The organism is Pseudarthrobacter adonitolis (genome assembly GCF_055412845.1).
Map to the genome: position 1 here is coordinate 17,952 of NZ_JBVAYW010000023.1, position 17,862 is coordinate 35,813.

6 protein-coding genes are annotated in these 17,862 nt (G+C 67.0%); 4 read left to right on the forward strand and 2 right to left on the reverse strand.

Features of this window, described 5'->3' with window-relative positions; all coding sequences use genetic code 11:
* Positions 1-617: 617 nt before the first annotated feature.
* Both ACZYZ4_RS16880 and ACZYZ4_RS16885 read right to left on the reverse strand, forming a co-directional pair.
* Positions 618-6,407 (reverse strand): DUF6531 domain-containing protein, encoded by a 5,790-nt coding sequence (locus tag ACZYZ4_RS16880; RefSeq protein WP_463862727.1) that lies wholly within the window; start codon positions 6,405-6,407, stop codon positions 618-620.
* A gap of 243 nt (positions 6,408-6,650) precedes the next feature.
* On the reverse strand, positions 6,651-6,932 hold the full coding sequence (locus ACZYZ4_RS16885; RefSeq protein ID WP_463862729.1) for a pyrophosphorylase: 282 nt from the start codon (positions 6,930-6,932) through the stop codon (positions 6,651-6,653).
* Positions 6,933-7,160: 228 nt separating this feature from the next.
* Here ACZYZ4_RS16885 and ACZYZ4_RS16890 point away from each other — a divergent pair, with 228 nt between their 5' ends.
* The 4 genes from ACZYZ4_RS16890 to ACZYZ4_RS16905 all read left to right on the forward strand — a co-directional run bounded on the left by ACZYZ4_RS16890 (position 7,161) and on the right by ACZYZ4_RS16905 (position 17,813).
* Positions 7,161-10,022 carry a hypothetical protein gene (locus ACZYZ4_RS16890; protein ID WP_463862731.1) on the forward strand — a complete coding sequence of 954 codons (2,862 nt, stop codon included), beginning with the start codon at positions 7,161-7,163 and terminating at the stop codon, positions 10,020-10,022.
* The gene (locus ACZYZ4_RS16895; protein ID WP_463862733.1) at positions 10,019-11,362 is read left to right on the forward strand and encodes a hypothetical protein; all 1,344 of its coding nucleotides are present in this window, start codon (positions 10,019-10,021) and stop codon (positions 11,360-11,362) included. The genes ACZYZ4_RS16890 and ACZYZ4_RS16895 overlap by 4 nt, the downstream gene beginning before the upstream one ends.
* Positions 11,363-11,426: 64 nt before the next feature.
* Entirely contained in the window at positions 11,427-15,746 is a 4,320-nt protein-coding gene (locus ACZYZ4_RS16900) for a type VII secretion EssC family protein (RefSeq protein ID WP_463862735.1), read from the forward strand.
* A gap of 84 nt (positions 15,747-15,830) precedes the next feature.
* Positions 15,831-17,813: a serine/threonine-protein kinase gene (locus tag ACZYZ4_RS16905; RefSeq protein WP_463862737.1), complete on the forward strand. Its 1,983-nt coding sequence runs from the start codon at positions 15,831-15,833 to the stop codon at positions 17,811-17,813.
* The last annotated feature ends 49 nt before the right edge of the window (positions 17,814-17,862 follow it).

The window sequence follows — 17,862 nt, forward strand, 5'->3', positions numbered from 1 at the left end:
TAACAAAAAACAACGATGCCCCGGATCGAAATCTTCAATTTCTCAGCAACCGCGATGAACTCCTAAACTGTGACAGCCGGTCGGCAACAACCAAACGCCGCGGGCACCACCAAGAGGGCTTCAACGACGCCAAGACTCACGCCAAGAACCGTCATCAAGGCCAAATCGGCAGCCGGCACAGCCCGAAGCACACTACCCGGAGAAGTATCCACCAACAGTAAGGATCGCCTGAGCGAAAATCCATTGAAAATATACACACGCTACCGCGATACCTGTTCCGAGGACATACGTCCCGACACGCGATCCTTTCCGCATGTGATGCGCATCAGGTTTTCTACCTACCCGCCAGATACCAAAGAGAAGTACCAAAGCGGGCAGTACTGCGACCGGCATAGGAATCCCACTCCCACTCCGGTTATATTTCCCGTCATACGGCATCCGAGTGTCCCACGGAACGTTCATAAAGACGAAGACAGCGATCCCGACGCAGGCTACGAATGCGGCTACAGAAAGAGCACCTACGAAGTTAGTGGCCTTCTTCCCCAGCAAGAGGTCTTGTTTTGAGAACCTGCCATCCGCGGCTTCGTTTCCTGGGTCAGAACTTTCACCCCCATCAGTCACCACGGCGCCACTCCGGTCTCTTTAGCTACAGATTTCACGCTTTCAACAATAGCTCCGGCATGAGCTCCACCATATGCAGCGAAAGAATGCGTCATCCACCCAGCGTTCGGGTCCAACGCGGAAGCCCCTGGAAAATGAGAAAGGACCGCTCCGCCAATGCCGTCGTATCCCATCTCAGTCGGGTCGTATTCCTTACCGTTGATCAGCTTGTCCACGGAGCCTCCAGCCACACTTGCTCCTCCGCTCACAGCATACTGGCCTAGCCTCGTGAACATACCTGTCCCTGAACCGGCCAGGTACCCGGCCTGCGAACCGACGGCACCGCTGAGCGCACCGTTTGCCAATGCCCCGCCAATGCCCTGGGGAGACCATTCCTCCTGGGGATTCGTCACAAAGTACATCCCTGTGTTCCCTACGCCCCCGGATACTCCATTAGTGACGGCAGCCCTAAGCATCTGCTGTCCTGGCAACGCCGCAACGTAGCTACCAGCACTGGAGCTGACACTAGAAACCCCCGAGGTCACAGCAGATCCGACACGTGAACCCACACTCGAAACTGCCGCACCAGCCCTCGCGGCACCCGAAACCACCGCAGTACCGACCCGTGCACCGGCAGCCGAAACAGCCGCCCCCGCCCTACCCGCACCCGAAACCGCACGGCCCACTGCCGGCAGCACCCGCGCGCTCACCGCTGTTCCTGCGCGACCCAATCCCGACGCAACGGCGCTGCTGACCTTGCCCGCCAGCGGACCGGCAACTAGGCCCACAGCGCCCGTCAAGGCCACCTGGCCCCAGTTCACGGAACCGGTGGTGGCCTTTTGAATAATCGTGTCGACACCAGCCCCCACCAACGCCATACCCAGGGGTCCACCCACGCCGGTGGCCATCAAGGCGCCGCCAGCAATCACCATGGCGCCGCCGGCGAGGTATTCCCAGTTGTTCCCCAGCCACTCTCCCGTGGCCGCCATCGCTCCACGGGTGGAACTGTCGTAAGCCTGAAGGTCGCCGTCAGTTAGGGGCCTGAGCCCTGTCGGATCCGTCGTATTCAGGGGGTTGTTGCCCGCATACGCGTACGGGTTCCCGTCCCAACCAGCGCCAAGAACCGGAGCCAAAGGATCCGTAGAAAGGAAACCACGGCTCGCAGGGTCATAGGCACGTGCGCCGAGCCATTCCAGGCCCGCAACATCCACACCACCGTTGCCGGTCAGGCTGATTCCGGCCGGGAGCACACCGGCCAGTCCGGGCACGGAACCCGACCCGGGGGCCCCGGAGCCGGCGGGGAGGCCGGGTGCGGGCTCGGGGATGGTCGGGGTGCCGAGGACGGCCCAGGGATCGGTTTGGTCGGTGGGGCGGGCCGCGCGCCAGCCCGGCGCGGTCCACGCACCCCCGATACCGGTCACACCACCGGGCAGGGACAGAACCTGTCCACCACCGATACCGGTGAGGGTGGGGATCGGATTCGCGGTGTCCCACCACAACTCCGACCCATCAATACCAGCGAGTTCACCGAGGGCATCGACCCACAGCTCGTGCCGGGACGTTTCGATACCGTCGGGGGTGCGGTCAACCGTGCCGTTCAGATAACCGGTAGGCCCCCAGGCGTACTCGGTCCAGGACCCATCCGGGCCGATCAGCCGGGTCCGCCGGCCCAACCCGTCATGGACGTACTCCGTCCGGGCCCCGTCCGGGTCGGTCACGGCGAGGAGCTGCCCCGCAACGTCATACTCATAAGTCCGGAACCCACCTGGCGTGAATTCGCGCACAAGGCGCCCGCCGGCGTCGTACTCCCACTCCGAAACCGACGCGGATGACTCTTCTTCGCCGTTGCTGGTGGTGGTGGCGGTGATCATTTGCCCGGCGCCGTCGTACCCGTACCGGGTCACAGCACCGGAACGTGTCAGGCCCGTGATCCGGCCCTCCCCGTCCCGGCCGATCAGGGTCACATCCGCCTGCCCCGAACGGTCAGCGGGGTTGCTGCGGTCAACACGGCTGTGTTCGGAGAGGTGCCCGTTGCGGTAGGCCCATTCCTGGACCAGGTCCCCGGCGGTGGCGGTGGTGAGACGCCCGGACGCGTCGTGGGTGAACACCGCCTCCCCGAGCAGGGGGTTGTTCACGGCGGTGACCCGGCCCGCGGCGTCCCGGGTGTAGGTGGTGGTGGTCCCGTGCGCGTCGGTAATCCCGGTGCGGTTCCCGTCCTCGTCGTACTCCCAGGACATCCCCTGGGACCCGCGGGTGCGGGAGGTCAGCAGCCCGCGCCGGTCAAAGCCGAGCTCGTGCTCGACCACCAACCCGTCAGCACCCGTGCAGTCAGTAATGGTCACGCGCCGGCGGAGCAGGTCCCGGTCGATCGCCGCAATCAGTTTCCCGTCAACCGAGGTGGTGGCTTCCCGGCCGGCGGCGTCGTAGGTCCAGGTGGTGGTATTCCCGTCCGGGTCCGTCTGGGAGAGCTGCCGCCCCGCAGGGTCATACGTCGCTGTGGTCACCCGCCCGAGCGGGTCCGTGACGGTGTCGACCTGGTCGGTGGCCGTGTACGTCCTTGCGGTGACCCCGCCCAGGGGATCTGTGATCCGGACCAGGCGCCCGCGGGTGTCGTACTCGAACCGGGTCCGGCCGCCCACACCGTTGACGGTCTCGGTCAGTTCCCCCGCGACGTTGTATTTGAACCGTCGGGTCCCATACCAGGAGTCCTGGGAAAAAATCAGCCGCCCAGCCTTGTCGTACCCGTACCGGGAGACTCCCTGGCCGGGCGTGTGGCGGGACATGAGCCGGCCGCACGGGTCGTACTCGAACCTCTCGACCTCGCCCGTGGGCAGGGTCCGGGCAATGACGCGCTGATCGGCGTCATAGGCCAGTTCCGTGACCGCACCCAGCGGGTCCGTGGTCCGCCAGGGCCGCCCGCACCCGTCATACTCATACCGGGTCACCGCCCCGGAGGGGGAGGTGACCGAGGTGATCTTCCCGGCCACGTCCCGGCCCAACACGGTCAGGCCACCCTCACCATCGACGAGTTCGACCGGGTTACCGGCCGCGTCATAAGAGATGAGCTCCGCGGACCCGTCCGCAGCCTCCACCCGGGTGGGGCGCCCGTACCCATCGAAGCGGATGGTCGAGGAAGCAAACGCCTCACTCAGGGTCGCCGTGCCGGCCTTGCGGTCCGTGGCCGCGTCCGTGCGGACCCCTGTCGGATCAATCACACCGGTCAGGGCACCGACTTTGTCGTATTCCCGCACCCAGTCATGGCTGGCAGGGTCCGTGACCCCGACCAGCCGGGAGAGGGTGTCGTGGGCGAAACCCCACGCCGCACCGTCCGGCAGCACCGCACCGGTGACGTTGCCGAGCTCGTCGAAAACCCGCTCAACGACACGGCCCAACGGGTCGATCGTGCGGACCACTTCACCGTTGGGAGCGTATTCGAGTTCGGTCCGGCCACCGTCCGGGGCGATGGACGCCGTCGTCCGCCCCGAGGGGTCGTGTTCAAAGGACCAGACGGCACCGTCCGGGTCCACCCGCCGGACCAGCAACCCGGCGCTGTTATAGCCGAAGCGGGTCTGCGCGCCGGAGGGGCTGACCGCGGTGACCGGGCGGCCCGCCTGGTCACGGATGATCCTTGCCACGTCCCCGGCTGTGTTGCGGGTGCTGACGAGGTCCCCGAACCGGTCGTACTCAAACCCGACCGTCACCCCTGCCGGGTCCGTGACCCGGGCCAGGAGCCCGTTCTGCCATTCGAGGACGGTGCGCCCGCCCAGCGGGTCCAGGATCACCGAGGGGTCCCGCGACAGATCATCGGCATACTCGTAGGCCACGACGGACCCGGATTCGGTGACGAGGGTAGTGATGCGGTCCTGGGCGTCCCAGCCGTAGGTCAGGTCCGCACCTTCTTCGGTGACGGTCCGGGTCTTCCGGCCCCGCCCGTCGTAAGCATTGACCGTGACTGCCCCGTCGCGTTCGGTGAAGGCGACCAGGTTCCCGTGGCCGTCATAGGCCATCGACTGCCGCTGGTCATGGGAATCGAGCACGCCGACCAGGCGGCCCTTCGCATCCGCGACCCACGAGTTGGACCGGGTACCGTCCTCATCGGAGACCACGGTGACGCGGCCCGGCAGATAAGCGAACCTGGTCCTGCGTCCGTGCTGGGTGATTTGCAGGATGACCCTGCCGTGTTCGTCGTAGGTGTTCGCCGCCTCCAGGACACCGGCGGCCGAAACCACAGCGTCGATCAGGCCCTGGTCATTCCACCGGTACGTGCGCGCCCCCAGTTCGGTCGCCACACTTGTCAGCTGGCCCGCGGAATCGTAGCCGTACTCCACCCGGCGCCCGTCCGAGGCCCTCACCACGGCAACGAGCCCGTTCACGTACTCGACGTCGAGGAAACGGCCCCGCACATGGACCAGCCGGGACACCAGCCCGGCACTGCCGCCGTCGGCCGGGCCTTCGCGATGGGCCGGTTCTTCCCGGAGGACGGACACTGTCCGGCCGGGCACCGATCCGGCACCGAGCCACACCCCGGCGAGGGTGTAAGCCCACCACGCTCCCTGGTTGTCCCTAACCACCAGAACCTCGGACGTGCCCGCAGGCACGGAGCTCAGCTCTGTGAAACTGGCTGCGGTGGCCGGTTCGCGGGCCAGCCAGTAATTCTCGCCGACCGCCCGGCCCCAGCCCTCCCCCTCGCGGGGGAAATCCACGGCCCGGCCGTCCGCGACCACCCACCGGCAGCCCTCATCCGAGACCGTCAGGGACTGATCCAGCACCGAGGCCCACCCCGGACCAAACACCCCCGGCACCACCAAACCCGACGGCAGCGAGTTATACATCCGCGACAACACCACATCTGAGGCAGCCCCGGAGAACCCCAGATCCGCCTCCGGCTCAATGAAGTTACCCGTCGCGGTGTTCACCGGGTCATTGGCGTAACCGGACGTGGGCATCGCGCCCGCGGCCATCGGCGGATCAATCACCAACCCGGACCGGTTCGCACCTACCCCTGCCGCTGCCAACGCCTCATTGACCGCCGCGTCCGAAAGAGTCGAAACCGTCCCCTCGCCCCCGGCGGCCGCAAACGCGTCCGCAACAGTCACCGCCCAGGCCGCGTCGTTCTCATTCGCCTGCAAATACTGCCGGTACGCCCTGAGAACGCCCGAGGCCTCAATTTTTCCCCAATCGCAGCTGGACGCGAACGAGGACAACTGCCCCTCCAGCGTTCCAGGCTCCGAAGCCAGCCCATCATCGAGGCCACGGGAGTTCGCCGCGAACAACCGCAGATTCGCCGGACGTGCCGAGGACGTCCCGCCCCCGTACCCGCCGCCCCCGGGCGAAGGGGTGTCCCGGGCCCCCGTTGCGGGCGCGGCCGGGGCAAACGTCGGAGCCTTCCCCGGCTCCGCATTCGGCCGCGCTTCCTCACCGAAGACCGAATCCCAGGCCTGCTCGAACCCGTTCCGGTCATAGTGCTCCCGAACCCACTCGTTGTTCCGCTCCCGGCGGGAGTCCTCTACATGCCCGTCGTCGATCATCGTGGTCACGTAGCCGGCCACCGTCCGCATCGCCGAGGCCAGCTCGGTCGCGTCATTGGCCGCCGTGGCAGCATTGGCCTCGAAAACCTCCGAGAAACGCCCGCGGAAGTCCACCTTCGCCGCGGACACATACGACCCGCGCGAGCCTGAATGCTCCTCAAGCCGTGACGCCGCCGACTCAAACGCGGACCTCACCGACCCGGCCACCGCGTAACTGAACCGCCCACCATCAGAAGCATCCGAAGCCGGCAACAACGGCATCTCAACGAACTCGGTCACAACCAACGCCCCCCACTGAACAAGAACCCGAACAAAAGAACAACCACCAACACCACATCACCGGAACCCGCCCGCGAAAGAACCCACCAGGAGCAGGAACGGCCCGAAAAGAGACCCAAAACCAGGCCAAGAAAACCCAAAAACCGGACCGGCCGAGAAAACCAGAAAAGTGCAACGGCCAGGAAGCCGCGCGACTCACCCGAGCTGCGCGGCTACCCGGCCCCTACACAAGAACAAACAGGCTCAGGCGCCGCCGCCAGCAGAGAAAATATCCAGCGAGATCTTCTCCAACTGGCCCCGCAGCTGCTCAAGCTCTTCCTTGGCCTTATCCAAAGCAGCCTTCGTTTCCGGCCACGTCGAACCACGGAACGCCGCAGCCAAAGGACCATCCCACACATTCGGATCCGACAAAACCCTCCCCTGCGCATCCAACGCCGAGATCTGATCCGTGAAACCACCGTTAATAATCGACTGCACCTGCCCAATAGCAGCCTTCGCTTGCTCAGTAGACAACACACGCGACATAAAAATTCCTCCCATAAGAACCGCTTCTCGCCGAACACAGAACCGCCGGCGACCAGACGGAGCCGACACTACCAACACCACCCAATAAATCCAACAAAATGACAAAACAAATGCGACGGAGCGTGGCCACCAAGTCCCACGCACAACACCTGCAGACCATAATTAGTCCATTCGTGAGCGGAACCCCGTATGATGCTGAAGGCACAGCGAACAGAATGAGGGACAAACATGCCCAGACGGACTCACACCCACCAGCACAACCCGGGGCGCCGCATCGCGCCGGGCCGGTCGCTGGGCGCCGTCCTTGTCACCATGGGACTGATCGCGACGACATCATGCACCCAGACTCCCGAGCCGGAGCCGGTGTCCAACCCGGTCAAACTCCTGCAGAGCGTGCGCGTGGGCCTGTCTCCGGCCGCCGGAGTCCAGACGATCGAAGGAACCACCATCTCGGTGTCCGCGGCCGGCGACTCCTCCGCAGAGGACACGAAGTACAACACCGCCCAGGTGGTGGGCGAACTGCCGGTGCGGGTGAGCCTGCATTACCGTGCCGGGGAGAAGTCCGGCTCCGACCTCACCGAGCTGCAAGGCCACACCGGGCCGGTCGAGATCAACGTGACACTGGAGAACCTCACGGTCAAGCCGCGGGTCATCGAGTACGATGCCGCGGGCCAAACCCGCTCCGAGACCGCCCTCGTAGGCGCCCCGCTGACTATCGCCGCGTCAACGAAGCTCGCCGGTGTGCGTGCCGACGACGTCACCGCAGGCTCCGCGGATGGTGCAACGGGCACCAACGGCGTCCTGAGCAGCACCGAGGACGGCGCCACTGTCGTTCAATGGGCCACTGTGCTGGCCCCGCCGCGTTCCGGTGCCAGCACCACGCTGCGTCTCGTCGCGGACGTGGAGGACTTCCAGGTTCCCGATATCGACGTGGCGGTCCAGCCGGGCCTCAACACCGACCTCAGCGCGGACGGCGTGCTCGCGAGCGCGTTCTCCTCCGGCGCAGGCTCCGAGATGGAGCTGCAACGCCGCACCATCTCACTGGTGTCGGACGTCAACACCGTGCTGACGAAGGCCGGATCCACCATCACCGACGTTCGGCGGAACCTGCAGACGACCTCTCAGACCCTGGGTGTCAAGACTGCTGGCGAGCTGCGCGATAACTCCCAGGCCCTGGCCGCGACCATGTCGGGCCTGAAGGAGCAGCTGAAGGTTCTCGGCACCGATTTGGAAGCCTCAACAAAGACGACGCAGTCCACTACCATGTCCCAGCTGGAACTGACCGTTTCCGCCGTGGACGCAATGCTGGGCGACACCTCGGCCGCGCCCCCGGCCATTCCAATCAACGGCGACGGCTGCACCGCCGAGGTGCCCAAGGCGGCGAAAGCGGCCACTGTCTACTCCAGCGTCCTGACCATGGCTTCGCAGCTCGACGCCTACGCGAAGGTGAGCGCAGGCTGCCGGGACATCGTTGCGGGCGCCATACAAGCCACCATGGGACCCGAGGACCCCACCGCGGAGGAGTGCGCAGAGCAGGGTTCCATGACCTGCTCGCTTTACGGCTCCGCTGTGACCGTCACCGGCGCACTGCTGGGCCTGGTGAAGAAGGGCGACGAGCTCGTGTCGGACCTGCAGCCGCACGTGGTCGAAGGCGCGATCAAGGATCAGGCGGCCTCTGCTGTCACGCTGGAGAAGGTGCGCGCCGAGCTCGGTTTGATACTCGACGGCGCCGGGACCTCCGAGGACTACAGCAAGGCACTCGCGGCATTGGACGAGGCAATCAAGTCCTCGAGTGCCTCTGCCTCCGCAACCCGTAACGCGGCCGCTGCGGCCCGCAACAGCATCGACGCCCTACGGCAGAAGCTGATCGACATCAACCGGAATGCGCAGTCGGCTAAGAGCGAGTTGGGTGACGGCTCGTGGCTGAACGGCTCAATGATGCAGCAGAACCAGCGGATTGCCGACGAGCTGTGCAAGCTGGCCGACGACGGTGTTCTGCCCGGCGAAGGCCGGCTATCCGCCAAAGACGTTGAGCGGCTGCGGTCCTACTTGACGGCTGTTCCATGCGCGCCCACGGATGATGAGGGGAACCCGGCGCGTGAGCTGAACCCGCCGGCCGGGTTCAAGGAACCGCTGGACGTCCGAATGAAGGCCCAGTCGGCTACCTGGGACGAGGTCCTCGCAGCCACGGACACCACCGCCGCGGACCAAGCCATCGGCCAGGCGTTCTCTACCCTGGAGACGTCGATCGATGACGTCGACGCCAAGCTGGACGCGATCAAAATGGCCACGAGCGCGCTCGACGGCGCCGCGACGGGCAACGTCACCGGCACTAAGCAAGAGCTCGAGGCCCTGAACGCTGCGCTCGGTGACGCCATCGAATCCTCCGGCCGGGTGGGTACGACCCTTGCGAGGTTGAAGGAGCAGCAGGACGGGCTCGGCGACAAGATCAAGCAGTCCCTCGGCGACGTCTCGGCCGAGACCGCTGCCGAGGTCTACAAAACCGTGGACGAGCAAGTGCGCGAGGTCGCCGAGATCGGCGACGCAGGCTCCGACGCCGTGACTACGGCCTTCAACCGGTCCATCTCCGGGTTGAAGTCCACCTCGGACGAGGTGGTGAAGGACGCCGAGGGTACGGTAACGAATCAACGGGACGAACTGCTTGGGCAGAGCGGGACCTTGGCCGCAGCCCTGGCCAAGAGCACGCAGTCCTCGCTCGAGAACATCGCCTCCAGCACTTCCGGCTCGACCCGTGACGTCGAGGGGGCCAGCGCTCTCCTGTCCTCAAGCCTCAACAAGGTGATGCTCGACCTTGGAGACCGCTCGGTGAACGGATCCGGCTTGCTCGGCTCCATGGCCACAAGCGCCGCAAAAGCCGACACCGCTGACTATCAGCTGGCATTGGCCTCCCAGAACGCTGAAGGGTACGCCAACATCCGCTCCCGGGATGTGGCCGGGCTGCTGCTGCGCCAGGCGCAGTTCAAGGCCTCCCTCACCGCGGTCGATGAACTGCCACCGTTCCACCTCGAGGTGCCGGCCGGCGCGACGTCGCAGACCCTTTACACGCTGAAGATCGGCGGCGGCGCATGAGCTCCCGCAGCAGGTTCGTGACCCTGATCGCCGCGGGGGTCGCTGTCGTCGTCGCGGCTGCAATTGTCCTGACAATGACGCTGAACCGCCCCGCGGAGGTTCCCCGGCCCGACCCCGTAGCCGCTACAGTTCCTGTTGCACTGAAGGCCGAGGGCCTGCCAAAGGACTTTTCGATCGGCGTCGTCCTGACGTTGGGCCAGTCCGGCGAGCCCGGCTCCGGGTACAACCGGGCGGCGCAGGGCGCGGTCGTCGCCGCACAGCGCTTCGCCCAGGGCGGCGCCGCAGTCGCCCTCCCGGCCCAAAACGACCGTGGCACGGAGGACGGCGCACGCGCCGCCGTCGTCGCGCTCGCCGAGCAGGGGGTGTCCGGCGTCGTCGTGGCGAGCACGGGTCCGCAGGCCCGGGCCGCGGCGAAGACGGCTGAGGAGCTCGGTCTCCCGGTGATCCTGCCCTACGCCGACCCGTCGGAACCCGCGCAGGCCACCTGGACCACTGGGCCGTCGGGCGTGTCCATCGAGACCGCCCTTCGAACCGCGCTGAACGGCAAGAACAGGGTGCTGCTCGTCGGGGACGGCGGCCAGATCCCCGCGTCCGTCGGGATCTCGCAGACGCTGACCCTCGATGGCTTCGACGGAGTGATGGCCCTGGCCCAGGAGGCCGCCATCCGTACCGGCGACCAGCTGCGCCCGCCAGCCGAGGACGCCCCCGCAGACGCCGAGGCCACAAGGGTCGCCGAGCCTGCGGACGCGGTGGTCGTCTCGGCCGCCACGCCGCAGCGGCTGGCCCGGTTGATCCAGGCCCTCCAGTCCCGCGACGTGTCAGTCCCCCTGATCCTTCCCGACGGCGCCACCACCCCGGCGTTCGCCTCCACGCTCTCCGAACTCGACGGCACCGCCTCCGGGCAGCTGGTCAGCGTTGCCCCGGCCGGAGGCGATGCCAGCGCACTCCAGCAGGACGCCCAAGGGCGGGGAATGTCCGCTTTCCTCTCCGCCATACGGCTGGCGTCCGGCGATCCGGAAATCAAGAATTTGACGGGTGATGCCCCGTTCTCCGCCGATGCCTGGGCGGCGGACGCTCGCAGCCACGACGCCGTCGTCGCCCTCGTGCGCGCGGCCGCGTTGGCCGGAAGCGGCGATCCGTCGAAAGTCGGGGCGGCGTTATTTACTATGTCGTTCGGCCCTGGTGAGGGACTCGCCGGGCCGGCGCTGGACTTCTCGCGCTCCCTGGCGCTGACAGCGGAGGCAATACCGGTCTACGCTTCCCCTCAGGACCTTGGCCTGCGCCCGGCGGACGAGGACGCTCCGCGGCTCGTCTGGGTGCCGGCGCCGGCAAGCCCCTGACCACCCTGCCCCTGCTCGTGCCTGAGCGGTCGGGGAACTATTCCACTACGGAAGGAGCGCCCCGGTGCGTGTGCTGATCGACCTGGACGAGCGTCGTTTTGAGTGTGAGGTGGCTCACGCTGCGCCGGCCACCACGCTGGCAGACTTCGTGGAGGCCGCCGGCGGCCCTCGCCTTGCGGCGGATGAGGCGGTTTTTGTGGACGAGGCCGAGGTGCGAGGTTCCACCCCCATCTCGGAGCTGATCTTCTTGGAAGGCAGCCGCATCTCGCGGGCGCCGTGGCAGATCCCGCACCGCGTGCGCGGCTGGAGCGTTACGCTTGCCGGCGGCCAGCGCACCGGCGGTGTGATTGATGTTCCGCAAGGGCGCGAGATGCTTATCGGCCGGTCTCCTCACGCCGATCTGAGCCTTCCCACCGAGAGCGCGTCATGGGACCATTGCCGCCTGCGCCGGGAGGAGGACGGGCTGCGGGTGCTGGATGGCGGGTCCACGAACGGCACCATCGTCAATGGCGAGCTGGTGGGCGAGGACGGGGTCCTGATCACCCAAACCGCCACGATCACGGCGGGCGGCACTGTGCTTCTCCTGCGCCCGTCTCTGGACGAAACGCCCGCGCCGGCGCCCGGCAGCCTGCACAACCTCACGCCGGCGGCGACAGCTCCCTTCAACCGGCCTCCCCGCCCCGGGAGGGCCCCTGCGGGCGACCCTCTGGTCCCGCCGAGCCGCAAGGAAGTGCCGCCAGCCAGCAAGTTCAGTTACATCACGGTGCTGGCGCCCCTTGTGATGGCCGCGGCGATGGTGGTGATCCTGCGGGATATGCGCTTCGCCATGTTCGCCATGCTCAGTCCAGTGATGGCCGTGGGAATGTGGTTCGAACAGAAGCGCCGTCACGCCCGGGGCATGAAGGAAGAGGACGAGCGCTTCGCGGGAGCCCTCAAGGAGTTCGAGCACCAGATCCGCGCGGCCGCTGAGGTGGAAACCGCCCGGCGTCATCGGATAATCCCCGATCCCGCGACTGTTGTGCGGCGCCCGGCCCTCCCCGCCACGTCCCTGTGGCAGCGCCGCGCAGATTCGGACGATTTCCTTGCCCTGCACGCCGGCACAGGTGACGTCCCCTGGAAGCCCGAGGTGGATCGCGCGGCAGGCTCGCGACCGGACGAGAAAGTTAAAGACTCCCTCGCGGCAGCGCGGCTTTTGGCCGCGCCCGTGCTCGTGGACCTGACCGATGCCGGGGTGGTGGGCATCGTTGGTCCTAGAGAGGGGGCTTTGGCGCTCGCGCGATCCCTTCTGGCGCAGGCCGCGGTGCACGTGGGTCCAGCGGACCTTACCGTAGGCGTCTTCTGCGACGCCGGGCGCGCCGACGAGTGGGAATGGGCCTCGTGGCTGCCGCACACGCGGCAGACCGGCAGCAGCACAGGCGAGCGTTGGATGTCCGCGCACCGCGAGACGAGTCTCGCCATGCTGCGCATACTCAAGGACTCAGTCCAGGAATTGCCCACACCGGCCCTCATGGTTGTCCTCGATTCCGACGTGCTCACGGAGGGCAGGGACGCTCCGGCACGCGCGCTGCTCGGCATGGGCCGATCCGCGCCCGGGGGCCACATAAACCCGCAGCAGCGCCCGCCCCGCGTCGCGGGCATTGTCATCGCTACATCGGAAGAGCAGCTGCCGGCTTCCTGCACCACCATCATCAGGGTGGGGGCGGACTCTGCGGCCACGGTGGACCAACCGGAGGAGCTGACCAGCGTGGAGGACGTCATCCTGGCGGGCCTCGACCAGGCGGAGGCCCTTCGCTGCGCCATGCGCCTGGCGCACTTCGACGATCCCGAGCTGAGCGTGCCAGGGGCCTCGCTGCCCTCTCTGGTGCGGCTGCCCGCGCTCCTGGGCTACGAACGCCCGGACACGGCCACAATCCGTCGCCTGTGGCAGGCTCCGACGGGGGTCTCCACGCCGATAGGCACCGGGGAGAACGGCGCCCTGACTTTGGACCTTGTCAAGGACGGACCGCACGGCCTGGTCGGCGGCACCACTGGCTCCGGCAAGTCCGAGTTCCTGCGCTCGCTCGTGGCCGGCCTCGCGGCACGCAACGATCCGACCCGTCTGAACTTCATCCTCGTCGACTTCAAGGGCGGCGCCGCTTTCAAGGCCTGCGAACGCCTTCCGCATACCATCGGCACGATCTCCAACCTGGACGAGCAACTGGCCGACCGGGCTCTCCTGGCCTTAGAGGCTGAGATGGAGCGCCGGCAGAGGGTCTTCGCAGAGGCCGGCGAGGGCATCGACAACCTGAACGCCTATTTGGCCACGAACCCGGCCGAGCCCATGCCCAGGCTGCTGCTCGTGATTGACGAATTTGCCATGCTGGCCAAGGACTTCCCGGACGTGCTCAAGGCGCTCGTCAGCGTGGGCGCGGTAGGCCGCACCCTGGGTGTACACATGATCCTGGCGACGCAGCGCCCGGCGGGCGTCGTCAGCGACGACATCCTCGCGAACACGAACCTCCGGGTGGCGCTGCGCGTGCAGAGCCGCGATGACTCCAACAACGTCATAGGTGTACCGGCCGCCTCGGCGATCGGCAGGGCCCAAATGGGCCGCGCATTTGTGAAACTGGGCCAGGACGACATCACGCCCGTGCAGACCGCCCTTGTGACCGGGCGGGCACAACTCGGCGGCGGCCCCGCCGTCGATGTGCGCGAGATACGCCAGTTCGGCGTCCCCGTACCTGCGGCGGTGCTACCGCGGTCTGTGGCCGCGGACGAGAACGACCTGGACCTCCTCATCGACGCGGTTGTCGCAGCCAATGCCGAGGCCGGGTACGCCCCGCCACGGCAGGTATGGCCAGAGGCCTTGGGCGAGCGTGTGGAGCTGGATGGTTTTCTCCCTGAACTGGACGAAAGTTCTACTGCCGCGTTGTCCGAGTACCCCACCGACCCGGCAGCCCGGCTCCTTCCAGATGTGGGCGGCGTCCGGGGTTCCTCTGTCCTGGTGACACTGATGGACGAGCCTGAGCTGCAGCGCCAGTCCGCGGCGGGATGGGACATGTCCGTGGGAAACTTGATGCTGATGGGGGTGGCTGGCTCCGGCACGAGCACCGCACTGGCATCCATCGCACTAACTCTTGCCAAGGACGCCGATCCAGCCGACCTGGATCTGATGATCCTCGACTTGGGCTCCCGTGAGCTTGAGGCGCTGAAACGCCTGCCACACACCGTGGCATATGTGGGGACCGGCGCCGGCGCCAAGGAGCAGCAGGCCCGATTCCTGCGGCACCTGCACACCGAACTCGAGAGCCGCCGCGCGGAGCCGGGCACGCATCGCCGCACCGTGGTGCTGCTTGACGGCCTGGCCTCGCTGCGTGACGAGTTCCAGGACTTTGAGGGGCAGCAACTGCTGGCGCTGCTGTATCGGGCGTATGCCGACGGACCGGCGCTGGGACTGTCGTTCGCCGTCACCACCACACGCGCCAAAGCGGTGCCCTCGGCCATGAACGAGGTGACGCTGCAGAAGTGGCTCTTCCGGCTGGCGGACGCATACGACTACTCCTCACTCGGCGTCCGGGGAAAAAATATCCCTGCTGCGCTTCCTGGACGCTGCGTGGACCCTCGCACCTCGCTCCAGATGCACGTTGCTACGCCCGGCATCGGGATCAAGGCTGGGGTGGATCGCGTGCGGCAGAGCTGGGCACACACGCCCGCCAAGACCGCGGCGATCAGGCGCCTGCCCTCCGACGTTACGATGCTGGAGCTTGGCGTGAAGCCGCAGCTGGAGGCTGAGCCCTGGCTCATCCCGGTTGGAATAAGGGAGACGGACCTCTCACCGGCGTTCCTGGAATTCTACGAGGGCGAGCACGCGCTTCTCGCCGGGCCCGCCCGTTCGGGTAAGTCCACGCTGCTGCTTGCCCTGGCCGCGGCCCTTCGTGGTGCGCCCACCTCCCGGGGACCGGCTCAGGTCTGGGGTATCTGCGATCGCCGCTCGCCCTTGGCACTCGCCGATCTGGATCGCGTTGCCGTCGGCACGGACGAGGTGCCGGCCCTGCTGGCCTCCCTGCGGATCGAGCGCGGCCCGGTGTTCCTGCTGATCGACGACGCCGAGCGCTTCGACGACGCCGATCAATCCATCGCAGGGATCGTGACATCTGGGCAGCCGGGGCTCTGCGTCATCGCGGCCGGACGGGCCGCGGATCTCCGCGGGCTTTACAGCCACTGGACCAAGACCATCCGCAAATCGCGTCTGGGCGTGCTGCTGCAACCGGATGTAAATTACGACGGCGAGCTGCTAGGTGCCGTCCTCCCGCGCAAGGCGCCCGTGGCGTTGACCGCCGGTCGTGGATATGTCGGTGTGAGCGGACAAATGGCGCTTATCCAGTCGATAAGCCCCGGGGGCTGAGCCCGAGGCGAGCACCCGAGGAAGAAAAGTGGCCGGCGCGGGGCGGCCTTGAGGAATCAGATCGATAGCGTTGGAGAGTACGACATGCAATTGGCACAGACGGGTCACGCGCTGGGAGCGTCCTACCGCTTCGGCGAACGGGTGGGCTCCGGCGCCGTTGGAGAGGTCTGGACCGTCACGTCGGCTGACGGCCGGACGTTTGCGGCCAAGGTGCTGCGCCCGGAGCACGCCGACGATCCCTCGCTCGTAGAGCGGTTCGTCCGCGAGCGATCCGTGCTGCTTGGATTGCAGGATTCCCATATCGTCACGGTGCGCGACATGGTGGTGGAGGGCGCGCGGTTGGCCATCGTCATGGACTACGTCGCGGGCGGCTCGCTGCGTGACGCGGTGAAGGAGGTCGGCCCGCTGCGTCCCGAAGACGCGCTAAACGTCGCCGCCGAAGTGTTTGACGCACTGGCTTTCGCCCACTCACGAGGCGTGACGCATCGCGACATTAAGCCGGACAATGTACTCCTCGCCCGCCCCTGGCCCGAGTGCGGGCCGGGCGACGTGCGGGTCTCCGACTTTGGCATCTCCGACGTTGTGGGCGAGCGGAGCCGCCAGACGACCGGTCTCATCGGCACCCCGCAGTACATGCCCCCCGAGCTCATCAGCCAGGGCCGGTCAGGCTTTCCGGGCGATGTGTACTCCACGGGTGTCCTGCTCTACGAGCTCCTCGCCGGGCGCACTCCTTTTGCCGGGCCGGGGACCGACTTCAGCATTGCGTACCGCCATGTTTCCTCACGCCCGCCACGGATTCCCGTGGACGACGCGCTATGGGACATACTCGACGGGCTGCTGTCCAAAGACCCCGCCCAGCGCCCGACGGCGCGTGAGGCCGCGTCGACGCTCCGGCGTCTCGTACCCCGCCTTGCCGGCGGCGCCCCGATCGCGCGCGGGGAAGCCCCTGCGGACTTCGACGACGTCGAGCGCCCCGCCACTGTGGTCCGGGGCGCCTTTACGGATGCGGAACTCACGGCCTTCGCGTCCGCCTCGCCGGTCGACGTCGACGTGCAGGCTCCCGAACTCGGAGAGGCGGGAAGCGCAACCATCGCCCGTTCGATTCCGCGGCGCGAAGTGCGGCCCCAGGTGGAGGACCAGCTCGATGAGACGGACACCACCCCGTTCTGGCGCACCCGTGTAGCGCTGCTTCTAGCGGGCACCGCGGCCCTTCTCCTCGTGGCGATGGTCGTAGGGTTCATGGTCCTCGCCCCCACAAACCAGCAGACGGCGCCCGCGACTGCCGGCCAGCAGCTGTCCACGCAGTTGCAGGACTCAGCCCTCCCGACCGGCTTAACGATCTCTCGGAGCGCCACTTACGAACCGTCCTCCGGTCAGACCCGCTTGACTGTTACGTACGCGGCGCAGAAGGCGCCGTTGTCCGGTGAGTTCCTCGAGGTAATCCCCGGCCTGGCCGACGGAGACGCATGCCCGGCCGTCACATGGGATGGGTCCACGGTGAGCCGGAACCAGGCCTCAATTACCGGCCTTGACGTCGAATGCGGCTGGAAGCTCTCGGGATTGCAGATCCCGCCGGGAGGGACCCTCCAAGTAACCGCCAAGGTGCCTGTGGCGCCCGCGGACCAGAAGGCACTCGACGCGTGGCTGCGCGCCGGGTCCAAGGCAACGACGGCCGCAACGCAGGACCCGGCCGTCAAAGGCACCGCCTACCCCGTCCAGCGGCTGAAGGGCGTGGAGGTGCGCACTCCGGCCCGCGTCGTGACGCCCAGCCCTCTGAAAATCACCCTGGTACCAGTGTGGGCCGGCGGCGCTGACGAGCTGAACCCGCTCTACGTCAGTCCCGCGTCGGGCAAACCATCGCAGATGCTCGCCGCGGTGACCGGCGGCGAGAGGGGTTTGCGGTTCTCCGACGGCTGCGGCGGGGCGCTGGCGGTGGACAGCTCAGGGCTCACAGTAACGGCCCTGCAGATCACGCCCCAGTGCACGGTGCGCGCCAGTGTCGGAAACTTCACCGAGCTGCAGTCCCCCAGCTTCGGCATCACATCCCGCGAGAACTCTAAAGACTAAGGTCTGTCAAGGACGTGTAACAGCTGGTCGGTTTCTTTCGGGGTAACGT

Excerpts from the sequence above, each read along its gene's own strand:
- ACZYZ4_RS16885 (WP_463862729.1), bottom strand. The coding sequence starts at position 6,932 with ATGTCGCGTGTGTTGTCTACTGAGCAAGCGAAGGCTGCTATTGGGCAG.
- ACZYZ4_RS16890 (WP_463862731.1), top strand. The coding sequence starts at position 7,161 with ATGCCCAGACGGACTCACACCCACCAGCACAACCCGGGGCGCCGCATC.
- ACZYZ4_RS16895 (WP_463862733.1), top strand. The coding sequence starts at position 10,019 with ATGAGCTCCCGCAGCAGGTTCGTGACCCTGATCGCCGCGGGGGTCGCT.
- ACZYZ4_RS16905 (WP_463862737.1), top strand. The coding sequence starts at position 15,831 with ATGCAATTGGCACAGACGGGTCACGCGCTGGGAGCGTCCTACCGCTTC.